The sequence below is a fragment of the Pseudoalteromonas sp. SG44-8 genome (genome assembly GCF_014164125.1).
Taxonomy (GTDB): domain Bacteria; phylum Pseudomonadota; class Gammaproteobacteria; order Enterobacterales; family Alteromonadaceae; genus Pseudoalteromonas; species Pseudoalteromonas rhizosphaerae.
Map to the genome: position 1 here is coordinate 1 of NZ_JACJEQ010000006.1, position 18,078 is coordinate 18,078.

An 18,078-nucleotide genomic window follows, 5' to 3' on the forward strand; every position below is an offset into this window, starting at 1 on the left:
GGTGCTAGGTGCTAGGTGCTAACAAATGTTTTAATAATTAAGCTGGCAGTGCCAGCTTTTTTGCGTTTATACGGATACTTTTCATAAATGTTCTAATGTACTTTCATTTAAAAAACGACTTAGCTTTCTCAGATTTAAGCCCTCATTTATTTCTCATTCTTTCCTCTTTGTGCAATAAAATTTTAGTGAATTATTCACAAAGAAATTAAGGTTCGCTGCGTTTAAAGAGCTAGCCTACGCAAATAGAGCCGATTTGATTAATTATTGGCTCTAATCGTATCACTGCAGCACCCTTTCATTTAATACATAATCATTTTGACAGCGGTTGCTAGCAATAATGCGGCGAAGATTTTTTTGACTAACGAGACTGGTAAGTAATGGGTGGCTTTGGCGCCTAACGGGGCGGTAAACCAGGATGTGCAAATAATACCGAATAACGCTGGTAAATACACAAATCCAGCAAATCCATCTTCTAGTGCAAAATGGCCGCTACCTGAGCTGATGTAACCAATTGAACCAAATAATGCGATAACAATGCCGCATGCGGATGCACACCCTATGGCTTTTTTCATATCGACTGAGAAGAACGTTAACAATGGTACCAAAAGCGCGCCTCCGCCAATACCGATCATCGCAGACAAGCCGCCGGTGATAGTGGTCATAATGGTTAACACACCTTTATTGGGCATGTCACGCTCAACCGATGGCTCACGCTTATTACTTACAAACATCTTTATCGCAATAAGTACCACTGTGACAGCAAACACTAAGCGAACAACCTGCTCAGGTAATAGTGCCGCTATAAAGCCACTGATAAGCGCCCCCAGTGCAACGCCCGTCATTACCCAAGGAGCAAGAGTCCATGGAACATTGCCATTTTTATGATGTGCGATTGCGGAAGACGTTGATGTAAATAATATTGATGCTAATGACGTTGCAATTGCGGCAATAACGACTTGCTCAGCTGGTAGAATTTCAAAATGCAGTAAAATAATACTCAACACAGGAACAATAACCAGTCCGCCCCCAATACCTAGCAGCCCTGCTAAAAAACCTACGCCACTGCCAAGTAAGGCGCAGTATAAAATCAACATTATCAATTCACTCATTGCGTTTATCTCTTATTATAATTTGGGAGCACTCATGCTAAATGAATGCGATTCTATTTCCTATTGAGCAGCTATCACTCACCATATTGGCCGCGAGTATATCAATATAACTGATGCCTATTGATATATTTGGCTACATTAAGCCCTGAATAATCCTCATGTTTTAGATGAAATAAATACAAGTCACCCATCTAGAAGTCTAAATGTTTGGATAGCCAAGTTGGAACTCTGTTTTTTCAAGTGCCACTTCAGATAATTTATCGCTAATGGCGTGCAATATTATTAGTTGATGAATACAGCTCATGTTTTAGGTGAAATTAAACCGTTTTTATTCATGTACCGATACACGTATAAATAGCTCAACTCTTAGAGGCAACACAGTTTTACAGCGGTTTTAATCAAGCCATCAGGCACAACACAAAAACTGTGAACATCACTTACCGAGAGATCAGTAACGTTAATTCGCTCAAGAGCACAGCATAAACGCAGGTTTTAAATCAGATAATTGGATACAGATCACCATGACTAAAGATTTCACATTTACTATTAAGAGTATTTGTCTCGATGAAAATTATCATCCAGCAGCTAATACACGTATCACTACCAATTTTGCAAACTTGGCCAGAGGCAGTTATCGCCAAGCAAACTTACGCAACGCCTTAAAAATGATCGATAACCGTTTTAATGCCTTGGCGCAGTGGGATAACCCAAAAGCGGATCGTTATTCTGTAGAGCTTGAAATCATCTCTGTTGATATGGATATTGCTGGCAGTGGTAATAGCTTTCCATCGATTGAAATATTGAAAACAAATATTGTTGATCATCACACTAACAAACGCATTGAAGGCATTGTAGGAAATAATTTTTCCTCCTATGTGCGCGACTATGATTTTAGTGTATTACTGCAAGAACATAATAAAGATCAGCCTAAATTTAGTATTCCTGATAACTTTGGCGAGCTGCATGGCAAACTATTTAAATATTTTATTAGTTCTGACAGCTACAAAAAGCACTTTAAAAAGCCGCCAGTAATATGCCTAAGTGTTTCGGATAACAAGACCTATCATCGTACTGAAAATCAACACCCTGCGTTAGGTGTTGAATATCAGCCAAATGAACCGTCTTTGACTGAGCAATATTTCAAAAAAATGGGCTTGCAGGTGCGTTATTTTATGCCGCCAAATAGTGTAGCGCCCTTAGCCTTTTATTTTGTTGGTGATTTGCTAAATGATTACACTCATCTTGAGCTTATTAGTACTATTAGCACAATGGAGACATTTCAAAAAATCTACCGACCAGAGATCTATAATGCCAATGCGACTGCGGGGAAATCATATCAACCAAATTTGAAGAACCTAGATCATTCACTCACGCAAATTGTTTATGACCGTGAAGAGCGCAGTAAATTGGCGAATGAACAGGGGAAATTTGCTGAGCAGCACTTCATCAAGCCATATCAAACAGTGCTTGAGCAATGGTCTGCTAATTACGCGTAATAGCGAGTTCAATCGTTAGATTCAATCGCAACTTAAAAAGTTAACCCAAATAAATGGCATTATTTATTATGAAAACATCTATTAGCAAAACAATATTACCGACTTCAACTGCTGGCAGCTTACCTAAACCTTCATGGCTTGCAGAGCCAGAGACTCTTTGGTCACCTTGGAAACTTCAAGGTGATGAATTAATTGACGGCAAACACGATGCATTACGGATCTCTCTACAAGAGCAACAACGCGCTGGTATTGATATTGTCAGTGATGGCGAACAAACACGCCAACACTTTGTTACCACATTTATTGAGCACCTTAACGGTGTAGATTTTGAAAACCGTAAAACGGTGAGAATTCGTGACCGCTATGATGCCAGTGTACCTACTGTGGTAGGTCCTGTTAGTCGTATAAAACCGGTTTTTGTTGATGATGCTAAGTTTTTACGCAGCCAAACCAAACAACCGATCAAATGGGCGCTACCAGGTCCTATGACTATGATAGATACACTTTATGATGACCATTATAAAAGCCGCGAACAGCTCGCTTGGGAATTTGCCAAAATTCTTAATCAAGAAGCCAAAGAACTAGAAGCTGCGGGGGTTGATATCATTCAATTTGATGAGCCTGCATTTAACGTGTTTTTTGATGAGGTAAATGATTGGGGAATTGCGTGTTTAGAAAGAGCCATTGAAGGCCTTCAATGCGAAACGGCCGTGCATATTTGTTATGGTTATGGCATCAAAGCCAATACAGATTGGAAAAAAACGTTAGGCTCAGAATGGCGACAATACGAAGAAGCATTTCCAAAACTGCAGCAATCTAATATTGATATTATCTCATTAGAATGTCACAACTCTCATGTACCAATGGAACTACTTGAACTTATTCGCGGTAAAAAAGTAATGGTAGGTGCCATTGACGTTGCCACCAATACCATAGAAACACCAGAGGAAGTGGCAAATACGCTACGTAAAGCACTGCAGTTTGTCGATGCTGACAAGCTCTACCCGTGTACTAACTGTGGTATGGCTCCGCTACCTCGCGCAGTTGCAAGAGGTAAGCTCAATGCGTTAACCGCAGGCGCAGAGATTATTAGAAATGAGCTGGCTCAAAGTAATTAAAATCTAATTTATTTCATGAGGTGGAGTAACCACCTCGTCCTAATTTATTTTCAACAATTACACTTACTACAAATACAATAAGCCTATATACACATAAAGTATTTAATACCCGCGCTTTTGCCAAAACTCAATTTCTGACATGGACTCTTGTTCAAACACTGAAAATGTTTTATCGGCAATCAGTTTACCATTTAGCTCTATGGTCATACGCCAATCGCCTATCTTATTGCTTATAGGTTCCCATAAGGTATCACCTAGGTAAAAGTGCCAGTCATTGTCTTTAACGTATTCAAAGCCGTCAAATGGTGGCATTACCTCACCATCAGCATTCGGTATGTCAGGATGATAAATACAATAATGAAGCTTTTCGCCTTTGGCTTTTTTAATATTAATGATAAAACCAAACTCCACATCGAGTTGTGCGGGTACTTTTGTGGTAAATGCTTGAATTTGCGGTAAGGCTTTTGATGATGAGTCCCACTTTGTATAAATACCAAAGCTTTGCATAGTGATTGCGGGCTTAGTTTTTGCCATTATTTATCCTTTTATTGATGCATTAGTTTAACGTATTTATACGGCAAAATTAAGCGCCAAAACGTTTAGGATCTTTAGGATAGAAAAAATCAGGCTGGCGATCACACAAGGCAAACTCACGGGTATTTTTGTAAGGTAGTTTCATAAACCCGGCAACCCCCACATCAGTAATGCTCACCGCATATTGCATCAACTTATTAAGCAAGCGCTTAAACTGTGCTTCTTTAGTGCCATCTAACAAACGATAGTAATGATGTATTTTCATTCTATCTGGTAAAGCTTCAAAAATAATGCAGCCGGTATGATGTATTTGGTTTAACTCAAATACGCATTTGATCACTTTTTTAGGTAGCTGCAGTTGCTCGTCCGGATCTTTACCGTCTTCAAAATAAGAATGTGGTCGGGTGACTTCTGAGCTTTTTAAATTCATTACCTCATAGTCAAGCTCTGGAAGTTGTTCAAACTTAAATGCCCCTGTGCCATCACGCTCCAGTTGAATGGTCTTTCTTGCATCAAATAAACAACACTTAAATAAGCCTTTTTGATGAATGCCTTGTGCCAACATCACGGTATTATTAACCGCTTGGGTAAAAGCATGGCCTAAACTTTCATCATGCATGATCAGTGATGATTCAACGAACAGTGATTCTTCTTTCCAATGAAAGCTTAAGCCCCCTACTACTGGGTATTTTGCTAATCGGCTGATAGAGGCTAAAAATGCTTTTTCAGTATCACCGGTATCAAACAGGAATTCTTTATAATACCGGTCCAATTGAGCGTCATTTACATCAAGCAGTTGTTGATTGTGGTCGGCTTGGCGTAAAAATTGTTTACGTGAGCTATAAACCACAGTATCAGGTCGTTCGTCATCGTTACCAAACCAAAATGGAATATTGGCTCGCACATCTTCAGCTAAATTGAGCTCTGGTAAATATGCTTTAGCCATAGCAGGCATATTACGCATAAAGTAATCACCCGCCCCGTCTCTTGTAATTTTATTTTTAGAGAGCATACCGTCAATCACTTTTGCAAGCTCCATAGGGAGCCCTAATGAACTGGCTGGGATCACTTGCGCGCCAAATCGGCATGACTGTGCAGAAGCCAGTGCGTATAAGGTGGACGCCACGCCTTGCTCATCAAAACGCGGCGATGATTTAGCACCTGACATTTGCTCATCACCAATAAAATACACATCCCCCATCCGCGCATTGGTGGTACTTAAATCGCCAGACATTAAATCCATAAAGTTACTGGTAATTGGCTCGCCATTACTGTCTATTTGGGCATACACAGAGCTGCCCCAGTCCACCAGCGATAAGCCTTGGGTATGTTCATCCCACACTAGATTAGAAGGCTTGATATCGCCATGCACAATCGGTTGTGGCGTTATGCCATTTTGCTGAGTGCGAAGGTCTATTAATACATTACGTAGTTTTAGCGCTAAACTGGTGATTGCTGCGGCGCTAAAGCGGCCTTTTTTAAGTGATACTTTTTCTAAGTCTTCGCCCAGCGCGCGGGCCATCATTAAAATGCCCTGCTTTTTTATCCGTTCAAAAGCATAAAACTTAGGCACTAATGGGTTATCAACTTGCGAGAGCATATACGCTTCGTCCTCAAGTCGATCACGTACACTTTGCGCCAAGGTGATACGTGAAAATTTAAACACCCAAGGAAGTTTACGCTCATCTAAACCCGCAAATACAAATCCAAAAGCACCCGAGCCAATCATTTCAACCTGGCTGTAGCCTAAATTAGTGAGTTGCTTAATACAGATATTCAACCATTGGCGGTGTTTTTTTGCGTCATGGTGCGAAAGCAAATAGACCGACTGCTCTTCATTGATATAAAAATTGCGGATTGCTTTGGTTTTCACTGCGAGGTCTCAACGTATTCTAAAAAGTGTAAGGGATAAGGGTGAAGCTAGCTTATTGATTATTAATTTTTTAGTTCTAAATTTCTAGTCATTTAGCCTCAGCTTAGCGTGTCCTGACATTTTGCGCAAAAAAAGTGTAAAAAGGCAATCTGTGTTAAAAAATAATGCACCCAACTCACTAAACGACAGGTGATACTCTTTATTCATGGTAATTGCTTAGTTAGATATTACAGACTTTCTGATTGGTAAAATAAAAGAAAAAAAGCCGCGTGATCAGCGAACTGATCACAACAGCTTTTAACAACCAGAATCGTTATAAATTAGAGTGCTTGTTCAAGCTCTGGTAGCACATCAAATAAATCTGCTACTAAACCATAATCCGCCACTTGGAAGATTGGCGCATCGGGATCTTTATTGATAGCCACAATCACTTTAGAATCTTTCATACCCGCTAAGTGCTGAATTGCGCCACTAATACCTACAGCAATATATAAGTTAGGCGCAACGATCTTACCGGTTTGACCCACTTGCATATCGTTTGGTACAAAGCCGGCGTCAACCGCAGCACGAGACGCACCAATTGCCGCGCCTAGTTTATCAGCAATACCATTAAGTAATGAGAAGTTCTCGCCATTTTGCATACCGCGTCCACCTGATATAACCACTTGCGCAGCAGTTAACTCTGGGCGCTCAGATTCGGTTTGCTCAACACTTACAAATGCGCTTAATTCACTGCTAAACACAGAATCAACAACACGACTCTCAGCGGGAGCTTGCTCACTTTGCAGATCAAAGCTACTTGCACGAACGGTGAGCACTTTTTTGCTATCCAGTGATTTTACAGTTGCGATGGCATTACCTGCATAGATTGGGCGTTTAAATGTATCAGCGTCAACCACATCAATGATTTCTGAAATTTGTGCAACATCAAGTAATGCGGCAACACGTGGCATGAAATTTTTGCCCGTTGTAGTGGCACTAGCAACAAGATGCGAATAATCTGGCGCAAGCGATAACACTAAATCTGCAATGTTTTCAGCTAACTGATGCGCATACTCGCTATGATCAGCCACCAGCACGGTGTTTACACCTGCAATACTGGCCACTATTTCACTCATTGGTGCTACGTTTTCACCAGCAATTAGTACATCAACAGCAAAACCAAGCTTTAATGCTGCGTTTATGGTTTTAGAAGTTTCAGGCTTTAAACTGCCATTGTCATGATCTGCTATAACTAATGTTTTCATTTAAATCACCTTCGCTTGTGTTTTTAATAAATCAACTAACTGCGCTACATCATCAACAATGATACCGCCACTGCGTTTTGCCGGTTCATGTACCGCAACAAGTTCGATACGCGGGGTTAAGTCTACACCTAAGCTATCAGCTGCAATTACCTCAAGTGGTTTACGTTTGGCTTTCATAATATTTGGCAATGATGCATAACGAGGTTCATTCAAACGTAAGTCTGTTGTGACTACGGCCGGTAACTTTAATGAAACTGTTTGTAAACCGCCATCAACTTCACGCGTCACATTAACAGTGCCATTTGCTATGTCGACCTTTGATGCAAACGTACCTTGCCCGCGCCCAGTAAGAGCCGCCAGCATTTGACCTGTTTGATTGTTATCTGAATCAATCGACTGTTTACCTAAAATTACCAGTTCAGGGGCTTCTTGCTCGACGATTTTAGCAAGCAGCTTTGCAACGTGCAGTGATTCTAATTTTTCGTCAGTCTCAATATGAATCGCTTTATCGGCGCCCAGTGCCAGTGCTGTACGTAATTGTTCTTGAGATGCTTTAGCACCAATGGTTACAGCAATCACTTCAGTGGCAGTGCCCGCCTCTTTTAAGCGGATAGCTTCTTCAATGGCAATTTCGCAAAATGGGTTAAGTGCCATTTTCACATTAGTTAGATCAACGTCGCTATTATCTGCTTTAACGCGTGCTTTTACGTTGTAGTCGATAACTCTTTTTATTGGAACGAGAACTTTCATAGGAACTCCATAATTATTTAAACCTACAAGCTAACGTGTACGTCAACCTATTTATTTTATGAAATCAGACTACTTCCTGTTGACGTAAACGTCAACCTAAAATAACCTTAAACTATTCATCGCCTGTAACGTTTCATTTGCAAGTATGAAATTGCCCTTGTAAAGGCACAGGTCCGTCACATAAAAGAGGTTAATATGGTCGAACGCGAAACCATGGAATTTGATGTCGTTATTGTCGGCGCAGGCCCTGCAGGCTTAGCTACCGCCATACGATTAGCGCAACAAGCACAAGAAAAACAACAAGAGTGCATGATCTGCGTGGTTGAAAAAGGCTCTGAAGTGGGCGCCCATATTTTATCGGGCGCAGTATTTGAAACCACCGCTTTGGACGAGTTACTGCCCAATTGGCAAGAACTTGGCGCGCCAGTGACCACTAAAGTAACCAGTGATGAAATATATTGGTTTAATAATGACAGCAAAGCCACCGCTATCCCTCACTTTGCCGCACCTAAAACATTTCATAATACTGATAACTATATTGTCTCTATGGGTAATGTATGCCGCTGGCTTGCAGAGCAAGCAGAAAACCTAGGGGTTGAGATTTTCCCAGGTTTTAGCGCACACTCACTGATTATTGAAGATGACACAGTAAAAGGCATTATTACCGGCGATATGGGCCTTGATAGCAATGGCAATGAAAAAGATGGCTTTATGCCTGGCATGGAACTTCGTGCTAAATACACTGTATTTGCTGAAGGTTGTCGTGGTCACTTAGGTAAACAGCTGATCAATCAATTTGCACTTGATCAAGATGCCTCACCGCAACATTATGGTTTAGGCTTTAAAGAAATTTGGCAAATCGATCCTGCTAAACACAAGCAAGGCACGGTAGTTCATGGCACCGGTTGGCCCTTAAGTGCAGATACTAACGGTGGTGCGTTTATGTACCACAGTGATAATAATCAAGTTGTAGTCGGCTTAATTGTTGATTTAAATTACTCAAACCCGCATTTAAGCCCGTTTGATGAATTTCAGCGCATGAAACACCACCCAATATTTAAAGATGTATTAGCCGGTGGCGAACGTATTGCTTATGGCGCTCGTGCGATTGCAAAAGGTGGCTTGCACTCATTACCAAAAATGCACTTCCCGGGTGGTTTGTTGGTCGGCTGTGACGCGGGCACCTTGAATTTTGCCAAAATCAAAGGCAACCACACAGCGATGAAGTCAGGTATGATTGCCGCTGAGGTGATCTTTAACGCGCTTACAAACGAGCAACAGCATACTGACTTAGTTGACTACAGCGAAGCATTTAAACAAAGTTGGGCTTATAAAGAGCTATACCAATCACGTAACTTTGGCCCTGTTATGCATAAGCTAGGAAAATTTCTTGGTGGTGCGTATAACACCCTTGATCAAAATATTTTTGCAGGGGCATTACCTTTTACTTTTAAAGATAATATCCCAGATCACGCAACGCTAGTTGATAAAAATCAGGCCAGCGTCATTGATTACCCGAAGCCTGATGGTCAACTCAGCTTTGATAAATTATCTTCGGTGTTTTTATCAAATACCAATCATGAAGAATCTCAGCCGTGTCATTTAAAACTAAAAAATAGCGCTATTCCTATCGATGTTAACTTAGTTAAATTTGACGAGCCTGCTCAGCGCTATTGCCCGGCGGGTGTGTATGAGATACAGCAAATTGCCGGCAAAGACGAGTTTGTGATCAATGCACAAAACTGCGTGCATTGTAAAACCTGCGATATTAAAGATCCGAGCCAAAACATCACCTGGGTAACACCTGAGGGAGCCGGTGGTCCCAACTACCCAAATATGTAATCTAAATACAATTAAAGCGCTTGATACAGCGTTAAAATAATATTTTACATATAAATTATAAACCTATCCTAAATTGCAGGGGCTTCGGCCCCTTTTTTGCGCTATGCTAATAAGAATTATATATGAGTGAGATATTTTTATGCCGTCGTCTAATGTTGTATTCCGTTTTTTAGCAGAGCCCACCGATGTGAATTTTGGCGGGAAGGTTCATGGCGGTGTCGTCATGAAGTGGATTGACCAAGCAGGTTATGCCTGCGCTGCTGGTTGGAGTGGTCATTACTGTGTCACTGTATCTGTCGCTGGGGTTAAATTTCGTCGCCCTATTCTAGTTGGTCAAATTGTTGAAGTTGAAGCTAAAATTGCCCACACTGGCAAAACCAGTATGCAAATCTTTATACAAGTTCGCTGTGGCGATCCGAAAACGCGTAATCTAGTTGAGACTAACCACTGTGTAATTAGCTTTGTTGCCATGGACGAAACAGGTTATCCCGTAGCAGTGCCAGAATACATCGCAGTGAGTAATGAAGACAAAAAATTAGAAAACTACGCAATTAAGATGAAAGAGATTGCCATAGAAACTGAAACTTTATTGCATAAATCAGAACCCTGATCACCTAAACTATCTATCTGTAAAAGCTACATCCTAGTCAGAAATCTTTTCTCCAGCCAAACTGAACGAGCGTTTAAATAGCGCTCATTGGTATGCTTTATATGCTATAAAAGACTATAACTGGCTGTTTTTAAGCCAAATTAATCATGGCACGCACCATGCAATATTAAGAGTAACCGGTAATTTAAAGGTTATATTTTTTATTTTGTAAAGGAGCTATTAAATGATTAAATCAATTTCACTTTCTGCTATCTCATTAGCATTATTAGGTTTTAATACTGCAGCTAGCGCAGAGACAACAAACATGGATTACCCTCGCGTATATACAGGTATTGGTTACGGCCAATACTCATTCCAATTTGAAGATTCTGAAAACGACATCGATTTTGACGACGACTCACAGATGCTTAAGGGTTACGTTGGTACGCAATTTAATAAGTATTTAAGTTTAGAGCTTGCCTATCAAAACTTTGATGAAGTAAGCGATATTGATAGCTATGCTGAAGTTGATGGTGTGTCTTTGGCCGCACGGTTAGCTGCCCCTATTACGGATAGCTTCTCTGTCTATGCTAAAGGTGGTTGGCTAGAATGGGATGCTGAGGTAACCAGCGACCTTCCTGCTATTGGTAAGATATCAGCAGATCAAAGTGGAGGCGATGTATTTTATGGTGCAGGTATCGAGTACGCATTCACCACCAACATGCAGGTACGCTTTGAGTATGAACGCTATGAACTAAAAGATGAAATTGATCCAGAAATGGATGTAGCATCGGTTTCATTCCAATATATGTTCTAAGAAATGCTTAACCTATTTTGAGGTTATTTAGCAGTAAAAGGCAGCTTCGAGCTGCCTTTTTTGTTGTTAGCGGTTAGAATATCGTATCTTTAACAGTAATTGAGTTACATGAGCGATTTTCAACTAACGGCTATTGGCCATATTCAATCTCCTTATAAACAAAAGTTCGCCATTCCTCGCCAACCGCGTTTAGTTCCACAAGCAAAAGCTAAGTTGGTATTTGCTGCTGATTTTAACCGTGAAGAATTTGTTCGTGGCTTAGATGAATTTAGTCATATTTGGTTATTGTTTCGCTTTCATGAAACTGCTGATAAAGGCTACTCAGCCATGGTTAGGCCACCGCGTTTAGGCGGTAATGAGCGCAAAGGCGTATTTGCCACGCGCGCGACCTTTAGACCCAATGCCATAGGCATGAGTGCCGTCAAGCTTGAAGGCATAGAGTATAAAAATGGCCAGCTGTGTTTATTATTGGCAGGCATAGATTTACTTGATGGCACCCCGATTTTAGACATCAAACCATATTTACCTTATTCAGATGCCATGGTTGATGCCACTGCAGGCTTTGCTGACACGCGCCCAGAAACGCAAATGACCGTTGAGTTTAGCCCGCAAGTGCAGGCGTTTATTGAACAGCAAACCAACTTCCCAGAGTTGCATGACTTTATTAGTAATGTACTTAAGCAAGATCCTCGCCCTGCCTATAAAAAGCAAAAAGAGGGTGAACAAAGTTATGGAATGACCTTGTATGATTTTAATATCCGTTGGCAAGTAAACGACGAGCATAACTATGTCACTAGCATAGAAAAAAGTTAGAAAAACACACTTAGCGCTTTAGTGTAAAAGCAACCGCTGCTAAACTGAGTGCCCAATTGAAATAATAATTTTATAACTATCGGAATAAACATGCGTACCAGTCAATATATACTCGCAACACTTAAAGAAACGCCATCAGATGCTGAAATTGTATCGCATCAATTAATGTTAAGAGCGGGCATGATCCGTCGCGTCGCGTCGGGCCTATATACTTGGTTACCCTCTGGATTACGCGTGTTACGAAAAGTCGAAAACATTGTGCGTGAAGAAATGGACAAATCAGGTGCAATCGAAATGTTGATGCCTGTTATTCAACCTGCGGATCTATGGGAAGAGTCTGGCCGTTGGGAGCAGTTTGGCCCAGAACTTATGCGTTTTACTGACCGTCACAATCGTACTTTCGCGTTAGGACCAACCCATGAAGAAGTGATCACCGACTTTGTTCGTAAAGAAGTAAGTTCGTATAAACAATTACCGCTTACTTTGTATCAAGTACAAACAAAAGTGCGCGACGAACGTCGTCCTCGTTTTGGGGTTATGCGCGCGCGTGAATTTACTATGAAAGATGCCTATTCATTTCATTTAAGTGAAGAATGTTTAGATGCAACTTATCAAGTAATGCACAAAGCATACTGTAATATATTCGATCGCTTAGGCCTTGATTACCGTCCTGTTATTGCTGATACCGGCTCTATCGGTGGTAGTGTATCTCATGAATTTCATGTGTTAGCTGAATCAGGTGAAGATGCTATCGCCTTTAGTGATAAAAGTGACTATGCAGCAAACATCGAAAAAGCAGAAGCATTAGCGCCAAGTGAAGCGCGCCCTGCTGCCGCAAAAGAATTAAAAGTATTCCCAACACCTGATGCGAAAACTATCGACGAGCTAAAGAAACACTATGGTGTAAAACCTCATCGCAGTGTTAAAACACTGATTGTTTACGGCGCGCCAAATGAAGATGGTCAACGTGGTTTAGTTGCATTAGTAATACGTGGAGATCATGAGCTTAACGAACTTAAAGCTGAAAAACATCCATTAGTAGATTCTCCACTGGAAATGGCAAACGAGGCTGACATAATTGCAGCCATTGGTGCTAAACCGGGTTCATTAGGCCCTGTTGGCTTAACAATGCCAATTTTAGTAGACCGTACAGCCAACGTAATGGCTGATTTTGTAGCTGGTGCTAACAAAGATGACGAGCATTACAGCGGTATTAACTGGGATCGCGATGTAACTGAGTATGAAGTTGCTGATCTACGTAATATTGTCGAAGGTGATCCTAGTCCATGTGGTAATGGTACTTTACATATTAAACGCGGTATCGAAGTTGGCCATATCTTCCAGCTTGGTACTAAGTACTCAGAAGCGATGAAAGCGGGAGTATTAAACGAAAGCGGTAAGAACCAAATAATGACTATGGGTTGTTATGGTATTGGTGTATCGCGTATTGTCGCAGCGGCTATTGAGCAAAATAATGATCAATACGGCATTATTTGGCCACAGCCAATCGCCCCGTTCGATTTAGCCATTGTGCCAATGAATATGCATAAATCGCATCGTATACCGGATATCGCTAATAACCTTTACGACGGTTTAAAAGCCGCAGGCTTAGACGTGTTATTTGATGACCGTAAAGAGCGCCCAGGTGTGATGTTTAACGACATGGAATTACTCGGTGTACCTTTCACGTTGGTAATTGGTGAGCGTAATCTTGATGAAAACAAGGTTGAGTTGAAAAATCGCCGTACTGGTGAAAAATTAATGATAGATATTGATACCGCTGTTGAAGCAATCAAAGCGGCCATGAACGCTTAATCATCAGCACCCTCTGTAACAAAAAACCGCGTAATGCGGTTTTTTTGTTTTTGCACGATTATTAATTGTCATAGATGTTTCGTCAAACAGTCTTATAAACGTCATTCAAGTTGCTTAACTTTGTTGTTATTACACCGTGAGTAACCTCCTATGCACGACATCGAAAAAAGTGATAAAAAGTACTACCCAGCTGTTTGGATCTCCGATGTACATTTAGGCTATAAAGATTGTCGAGCAGATTACCTACTCGACTTTTTAAATAGTATTGAGTGCGATACCCTTTATCTAGTGGGTGACATCGTCGATTTATGGTCTATGAAGCGAAATTTTTATTGGCACCCTAGTCACTATCAAGTATTAGCTTGTATTCAAGCCAAAGCAGTTCAAGGTACTCGAGTGATTTATATTCCCGGCAATCACGATGAAACATTCCGACACTACGTCAATAACAGCCTATTTGGTATTGAAGTCCACCAGCAGTTTATTCACACAACCAAAGCCAACAAACGATTTCTTCTGGTTCACGGTGATGATTTTGACTCAGCAACTAGGTATAACAAACTGATCAGTATTGCCGGTGATACAGGTTATGACTTTTTACTGTTTTTAAATCGCTGGACTAATCGTATTCGACGCCTATATGGTGGTAACTATTGGTCACTTGCTGCTTGGATAAAAGCCCGCGTTCATAAAGCGCGTGAAGCAATAGAGGCATTTGAAAATGCTGCTATTCATGAGGCTAAAAAGCAAGGCGTAGACGGTATTATTTGCGGTCATATTCATCACCCACAACTCAAAGTCGTTGATGGCATTGTTTACTGTAATGATGGCGATTGGATAGAAAGTTGTACCGCAGTAGTAGAGCAAGAAAATGGTCGTATCGAATTGCTACACTGGTCTGACACTCAAACAGTGATTAATTCTGCTGATATTACCAAACTTAATCAAAATCTTGGTGGACCAAAGGCTAAACCTGAAAAATCAGTAGCTTAAAATTTAGACTGTGTGGTTTATTTTAACCACATAGCTAATTTATCTTTCAAAACTTTTGGCTTTATGGGTTTGGTAATATAATCATTCATACCAGCTGTAATACAACGCTCTCTGTCACCTGCCATAGCGCTGGCTGTCATAGCGATAATAGGCACTTTTGCATAGTCAGCACCAGCTTTGCTGCTGCGAATTGCAGAGGTTGTGTCATAGCCATTGAGGCTTGGCATTTGGCAATCCATTAAAAGCAGATCAAATAAAGGTGTGTGCTCTGTATTTAATATTTCTAGCGCATCTAGGCCATCGCTGGCACATACAATAGTGACACCGGTATTTTTTAATATTGCTTTGGCAACTTCAAGGTTGATCATATTATCATCAACCAATAATACCTTAAAGTTTGATAAATCGTATTCAACATATTCTGTTTGCTCACTACCTTGGCTAGCAACCAAAAAACTATTATTAACACCAAACAAACTTGCTAACTTATAGCTAAATTGATCTTGAGTAAGCGGCTTATTTAGCACATGGCAATTTTCAGGTACCTGCTCTTTGGCTTTTTTACTAAGCAGTAAATCACGCAAGATTAATACATATTTTTTATTCTGCTTATTACATAAATTAATCAGTGTTTGTAAGTATGGGTGATCATTATCAACAACCAGTAAATCAACTTTTAACTCTTGATATTGTGCTTGGTAGTCAAATCGTTGAATATTATTGGCCGCTACTTGGCAATTTTTAATCAATAAATTAGTGACATTGTTATATACACTGTCGCTATCTATCAGCACGCCAACCTGAATATCTTTTGCCAACTCAACGGCAGTATTAAGTCTTTTCTCAGCTGCAATATGTAATTGCACTTGCGCTGTAAAACAGCTTCCCTTGCCCTTTTCACTGGTTACACTAATATCACCGCCCATCAATTGTGCCAGCTTACGACAAATTGATAAACCAAGCCCTGTGCCTCCAAAGTGGCGAGTGGTACTGGTGTCCTCTTGAGTAAAGGCCTCAAACAGCTTATCGATATTTTTTTCAGCAATGCCGATGCCTGAGTCTTCAATAACAAAGCTCATTAATAACTTTTCTTCAGTAAGATACTGACACCCAACAGTCAAACTGACTTCACCTTGATGAGTAAATTTGAATGCATTATTAAGTAAGTTTATTAATATTTGTTTTAATCGGTGGCTATCTCCGACTAACATACGGTCAATAACTTTATCAGTATACAAAAACACTTCTAAGCCTTTACGCTGTGCTTGCAGTGCCATTGAGGTGATCATATCACTGCATACAGTAATCACATCAAAACTGTGATTATCAATATCAAGTTTACCAGCTTCGATTTTTGAAAAATCCAAGATGTCATTAATCAATGTCATTAATGAGTTAGCGCTGCTATTGGCCAGATCTAAATATTGCTGTTGCTGCTGCGTTAGCGTGTCCTCTTTGAGCATTTCCAGCATCCCTAATACACCATTCATAGGCGTACGTATTTCATGGGAAATATTAGCAATAAAATCACTTTTAGTTTTACTGGCTGCCAAAGCTTGTTCAATCGCACTTTCAAGTTCAGTTGTGCGTTGTTGCACTTTTTGCTCTAACGTACTATTGAGTTTTTCAAGCTCAACTTGGGTCTGTTTAAGTGAATTAATGTTTCGTAAAATCGCTGCTACTTGGTAGCGCTGGGTAAAGATATCAAACACGCTAGTAAGTGTAATTGAGTAAAAGTGTTGTTGATCTTGCGGGTCAATAAATACGCCTTCAAATGATGGTTTTGATCCCTGTGCTATTGTTTCATCAATACATGACTTATCACCTTCTGCTAGCGACAATAATTGCGTAAACTGGGTGTGATCAATAATGATATCAAAGCACTGTAATGCTGTTTTATTAGCATTACTGATAAGGCCATCCTCTTGTACTGTTAAAATTGCATCGAGAGAATTTTCAATAATCTTGTTATTACGCTCCTTCAAGGTGTGAAGCTCTAATTTGCGGTTTATATACCTTTGGTATAACCACACTAATAACCACAAAGCAGTGAAAAGTGAAATAATTACCAACACAAAATGATCACGGCGCTTAGCAACGTCTGTTAACAAAATATCGGTATTAATTGATACCGCAAGTTCAAGGGGCAACATGCTAATGTTATTTTCTAAACTAATACGTTGTTTTAAATAATAATGACTTGGTAAATCATGAAAAGGTAAAGTCGCTTGGCTGCTCATATCTTGGCTTTGACTAAATACACTTGACCAAGTAATGTCTTGACCAAACTCAAAACCAAATCGTAGTTTAGGATCTGGGTGAAATAAAAACTGCTGCTGATCATTTAACAGATAAACATCAACCCCAGCAGATGAACTAAAAGTAACACTATTAAATAACTCGTCAGCAAAATAATTTGTTACTAATACAGCAAATATTGCTCCTTGTTCATTAAATACCGGCTTCGCAACTCGGTAGGTGCTCACGTAGGGTATCTGAATTTGACCATGCTCTCGATTATAGTTAATCGGTGATATATAGACAGATTCACTATCTAACCTGCTGGCATTAAGCATGTAATCCCGTTGCCCTTTTTGTTGTAATAAGTCTCCCTCGAGGCGCACCACAACATCATTGATCCTATCAACACGGACAATTTCTTGACCATTATCAGCAAGGGTAATATATCTGGCTTGTAATAGCTGCTGGTCAGTGCGCATAAAGCCACTAAATATTTCAGCTAAGCGCGTTTGCCATATTGCGATGGGCGTATTTAATAGAGGATCAATAAGGTTATTTGCAGCGGCTCGACTAATACCACTGATAGGCGGCGTGACATTTAAAAAGTTGATTGACGAGACACTGTCTTTTAAATGCCCTTTTAATATTTGTGCTTTTGTATCAAGCTCTTGCTGTAGTGTGGTTTGGGCAATCTGGTAAACATCTTTGCGTGCTTTTTGCTCATAAATATATAAAGCAGGAGTTGCGAAGATGAAAAAAAACAGCAAAGCTAATAAAGAAAGTTTATTACTGCGAAATAAATTAGAAAATGTCAGAGGGTAGCGCATCAAAATTGCCAGTT

Annotated in this window: 14 protein-coding genes; 8 read left to right on the top strand and 6 right to left on the bottom strand. The window is 40.2% G+C overall.

Annotated features, from left to right (window positions below; genetic code table 11):
- Window positions 1-299: 299 nt before the first annotated feature.
- A complete protein-coding gene (locus H5163_RS06775; RefSeq protein WP_182734730.1) occupies window positions 300-1,109 on the bottom strand; it encodes a sulfite exporter TauE/SafE family protein in 810 nt (269 codons plus the stop codon).
- A 521-nt stretch (window positions 1,110-1,630) separates the two neighbouring features.
- Here H5163_RS06775 and H5163_RS06780 point away from each other — a divergent pair.
- Both H5163_RS06780 and H5163_RS06785 read left to right on the top strand, forming a co-directional pair.
- Complete coding sequence (locus H5163_RS06780) at window positions 1,631-2,605, top strand: DUF1852 domain-containing protein (RefSeq protein ID WP_182717840.1); 975 nt, start codon at window positions 1,631-1,633, stop codon at window positions 2,603-2,605.
- A gap of 68 nt (window positions 2,606-2,673) precedes the next feature.
- The gene (locus H5163_RS06785; RefSeq protein WP_182734731.1) at window positions 2,674-3,723 is read left to right on the top strand and encodes a methionine synthase; all 1,050 of its coding nucleotides are present in this window, start codon (window positions 2,674-2,676) and stop codon (window positions 3,721-3,723) included.
- Window positions 3,724-3,825: 102 nt separating this feature from the next.
- On the opposite strand, the gene H5163_RS06790 is transcribed toward H5163_RS06785, so the two are convergent.
- The 4 genes from H5163_RS06790 to H5163_RS06805 all read right to left on the bottom strand — a co-directional run bounded on the left by H5163_RS06790 (window position 3,826) and on the right by H5163_RS06805 (window position 8,127).
- The gene (locus tag H5163_RS06790) at window positions 3,826-4,257 is read right to left on the bottom strand and encodes a DUF3859 domain-containing protein (protein ID WP_182734732.1); all 432 of its coding nucleotides are present in this window, start codon (window positions 4,255-4,257) and stop codon (window positions 3,826-3,828) included.
- Between the two features lie 49 nt (window positions 4,258-4,306).
- Window positions 4,307-6,130, bottom strand: a complete 1,824-nt coding sequence (locus tag H5163_RS06795) for a protein kinase domain-containing protein (protein ID WP_145233928.1) — start codon at window positions 6,128-6,130, stop codon at window positions 4,307-4,309.
- Between the two features lie 320 nt (window positions 6,131-6,450).
- Window positions 6,451-7,377, bottom strand: coding sequence for an electron transfer flavoprotein subunit alpha/FixB family protein (locus H5163_RS06800; protein WP_145233926.1), 927 nt, complete (start codon window positions 7,375-7,377; stop codon window positions 6,451-6,453).
- Window positions 7,378-8,127: an electron transfer flavoprotein subunit beta/FixA family protein gene (locus H5163_RS06805; protein WP_182734733.1), complete on the bottom strand. Its 750-nt coding sequence runs from the start codon at window positions 8,125-8,127 to the stop codon at window positions 7,378-7,380.
- A 195-nt stretch (window positions 8,128-8,322) separates the two neighbouring features.
- On the opposite strand from H5163_RS06805, the gene H5163_RS06810 reads away from it, so the two are divergent.
- From H5163_RS06810 to H5163_RS06835, 6 genes are all read left to right on the top strand, one after another.
- Window positions 8,323-9,969 (top strand): electron transfer flavoprotein-ubiquinone oxidoreductase, encoded by a 1,647-nt coding sequence (locus H5163_RS06810; protein WP_182734734.1) that lies wholly within the window; start codon window positions 8,323-8,325, stop codon window positions 9,967-9,969.
- Window positions 9,970-10,108: 139 nt separating this feature from the next.
- On the top strand, window positions 10,109-10,579 hold the full coding sequence (locus tag H5163_RS06815) for an acyl-CoA thioesterase (RefSeq protein ID WP_145233918.1): 471 nt from the start codon (window positions 10,109-10,111) through the stop codon (window positions 10,577-10,579).
- Between the two features lie 223 nt (window positions 10,580-10,802).
- Window positions 10,803-11,375: an outer membrane beta-barrel protein gene (locus H5163_RS06820; protein ID WP_182734735.1), complete on the top strand. Its 573-nt coding sequence runs from the start codon at window positions 10,803-10,805 to the stop codon at window positions 11,373-11,375.
- Between the two features lie 108 nt (window positions 11,376-11,483).
- The gene (tsaA, locus tag H5163_RS06825) at window positions 11,484-12,188 is read left to right on the top strand and encodes a tRNA (N6-threonylcarbamoyladenosine(37)-N6)-methyltransferase TrmO (RefSeq protein ID WP_145233914.1); all 705 of its coding nucleotides are present in this window, start codon (window positions 11,484-11,486) and stop codon (window positions 12,186-12,188) included.
- 90 nt (window positions 12,189-12,278) lie between these two features.
- Window positions 12,279-14,003, top strand: a complete 1,725-nt coding sequence (locus H5163_RS06830) for a proline--tRNA ligase (protein ID WP_149981092.1) — start codon at window positions 12,279-12,281, stop codon at window positions 14,001-14,003.
- A 150-nt stretch (window positions 14,004-14,153) separates the two neighbouring features.
- A complete protein-coding gene (locus tag H5163_RS06835; protein ID WP_182734736.1) occupies window positions 14,154-14,996 on the top strand; it encodes a UDP-2,3-diacylglucosamine diphosphatase in 843 nt (280 codons plus the stop codon).
- 17 nt (window positions 14,997-15,013) lie between these two features.
- On the opposite strand, the gene H5163_RS06840 is transcribed toward H5163_RS06835, so the two are convergent.
- Window positions 15,014-18,064, bottom strand: coding sequence for an ATP-binding protein (locus H5163_RS06840; RefSeq protein ID WP_182734738.1), 3,051 nt, complete (start codon window positions 18,062-18,064; stop codon window positions 15,014-15,016).
- Window positions 18,065-18,078: the final 14 nt, after the last annotated feature.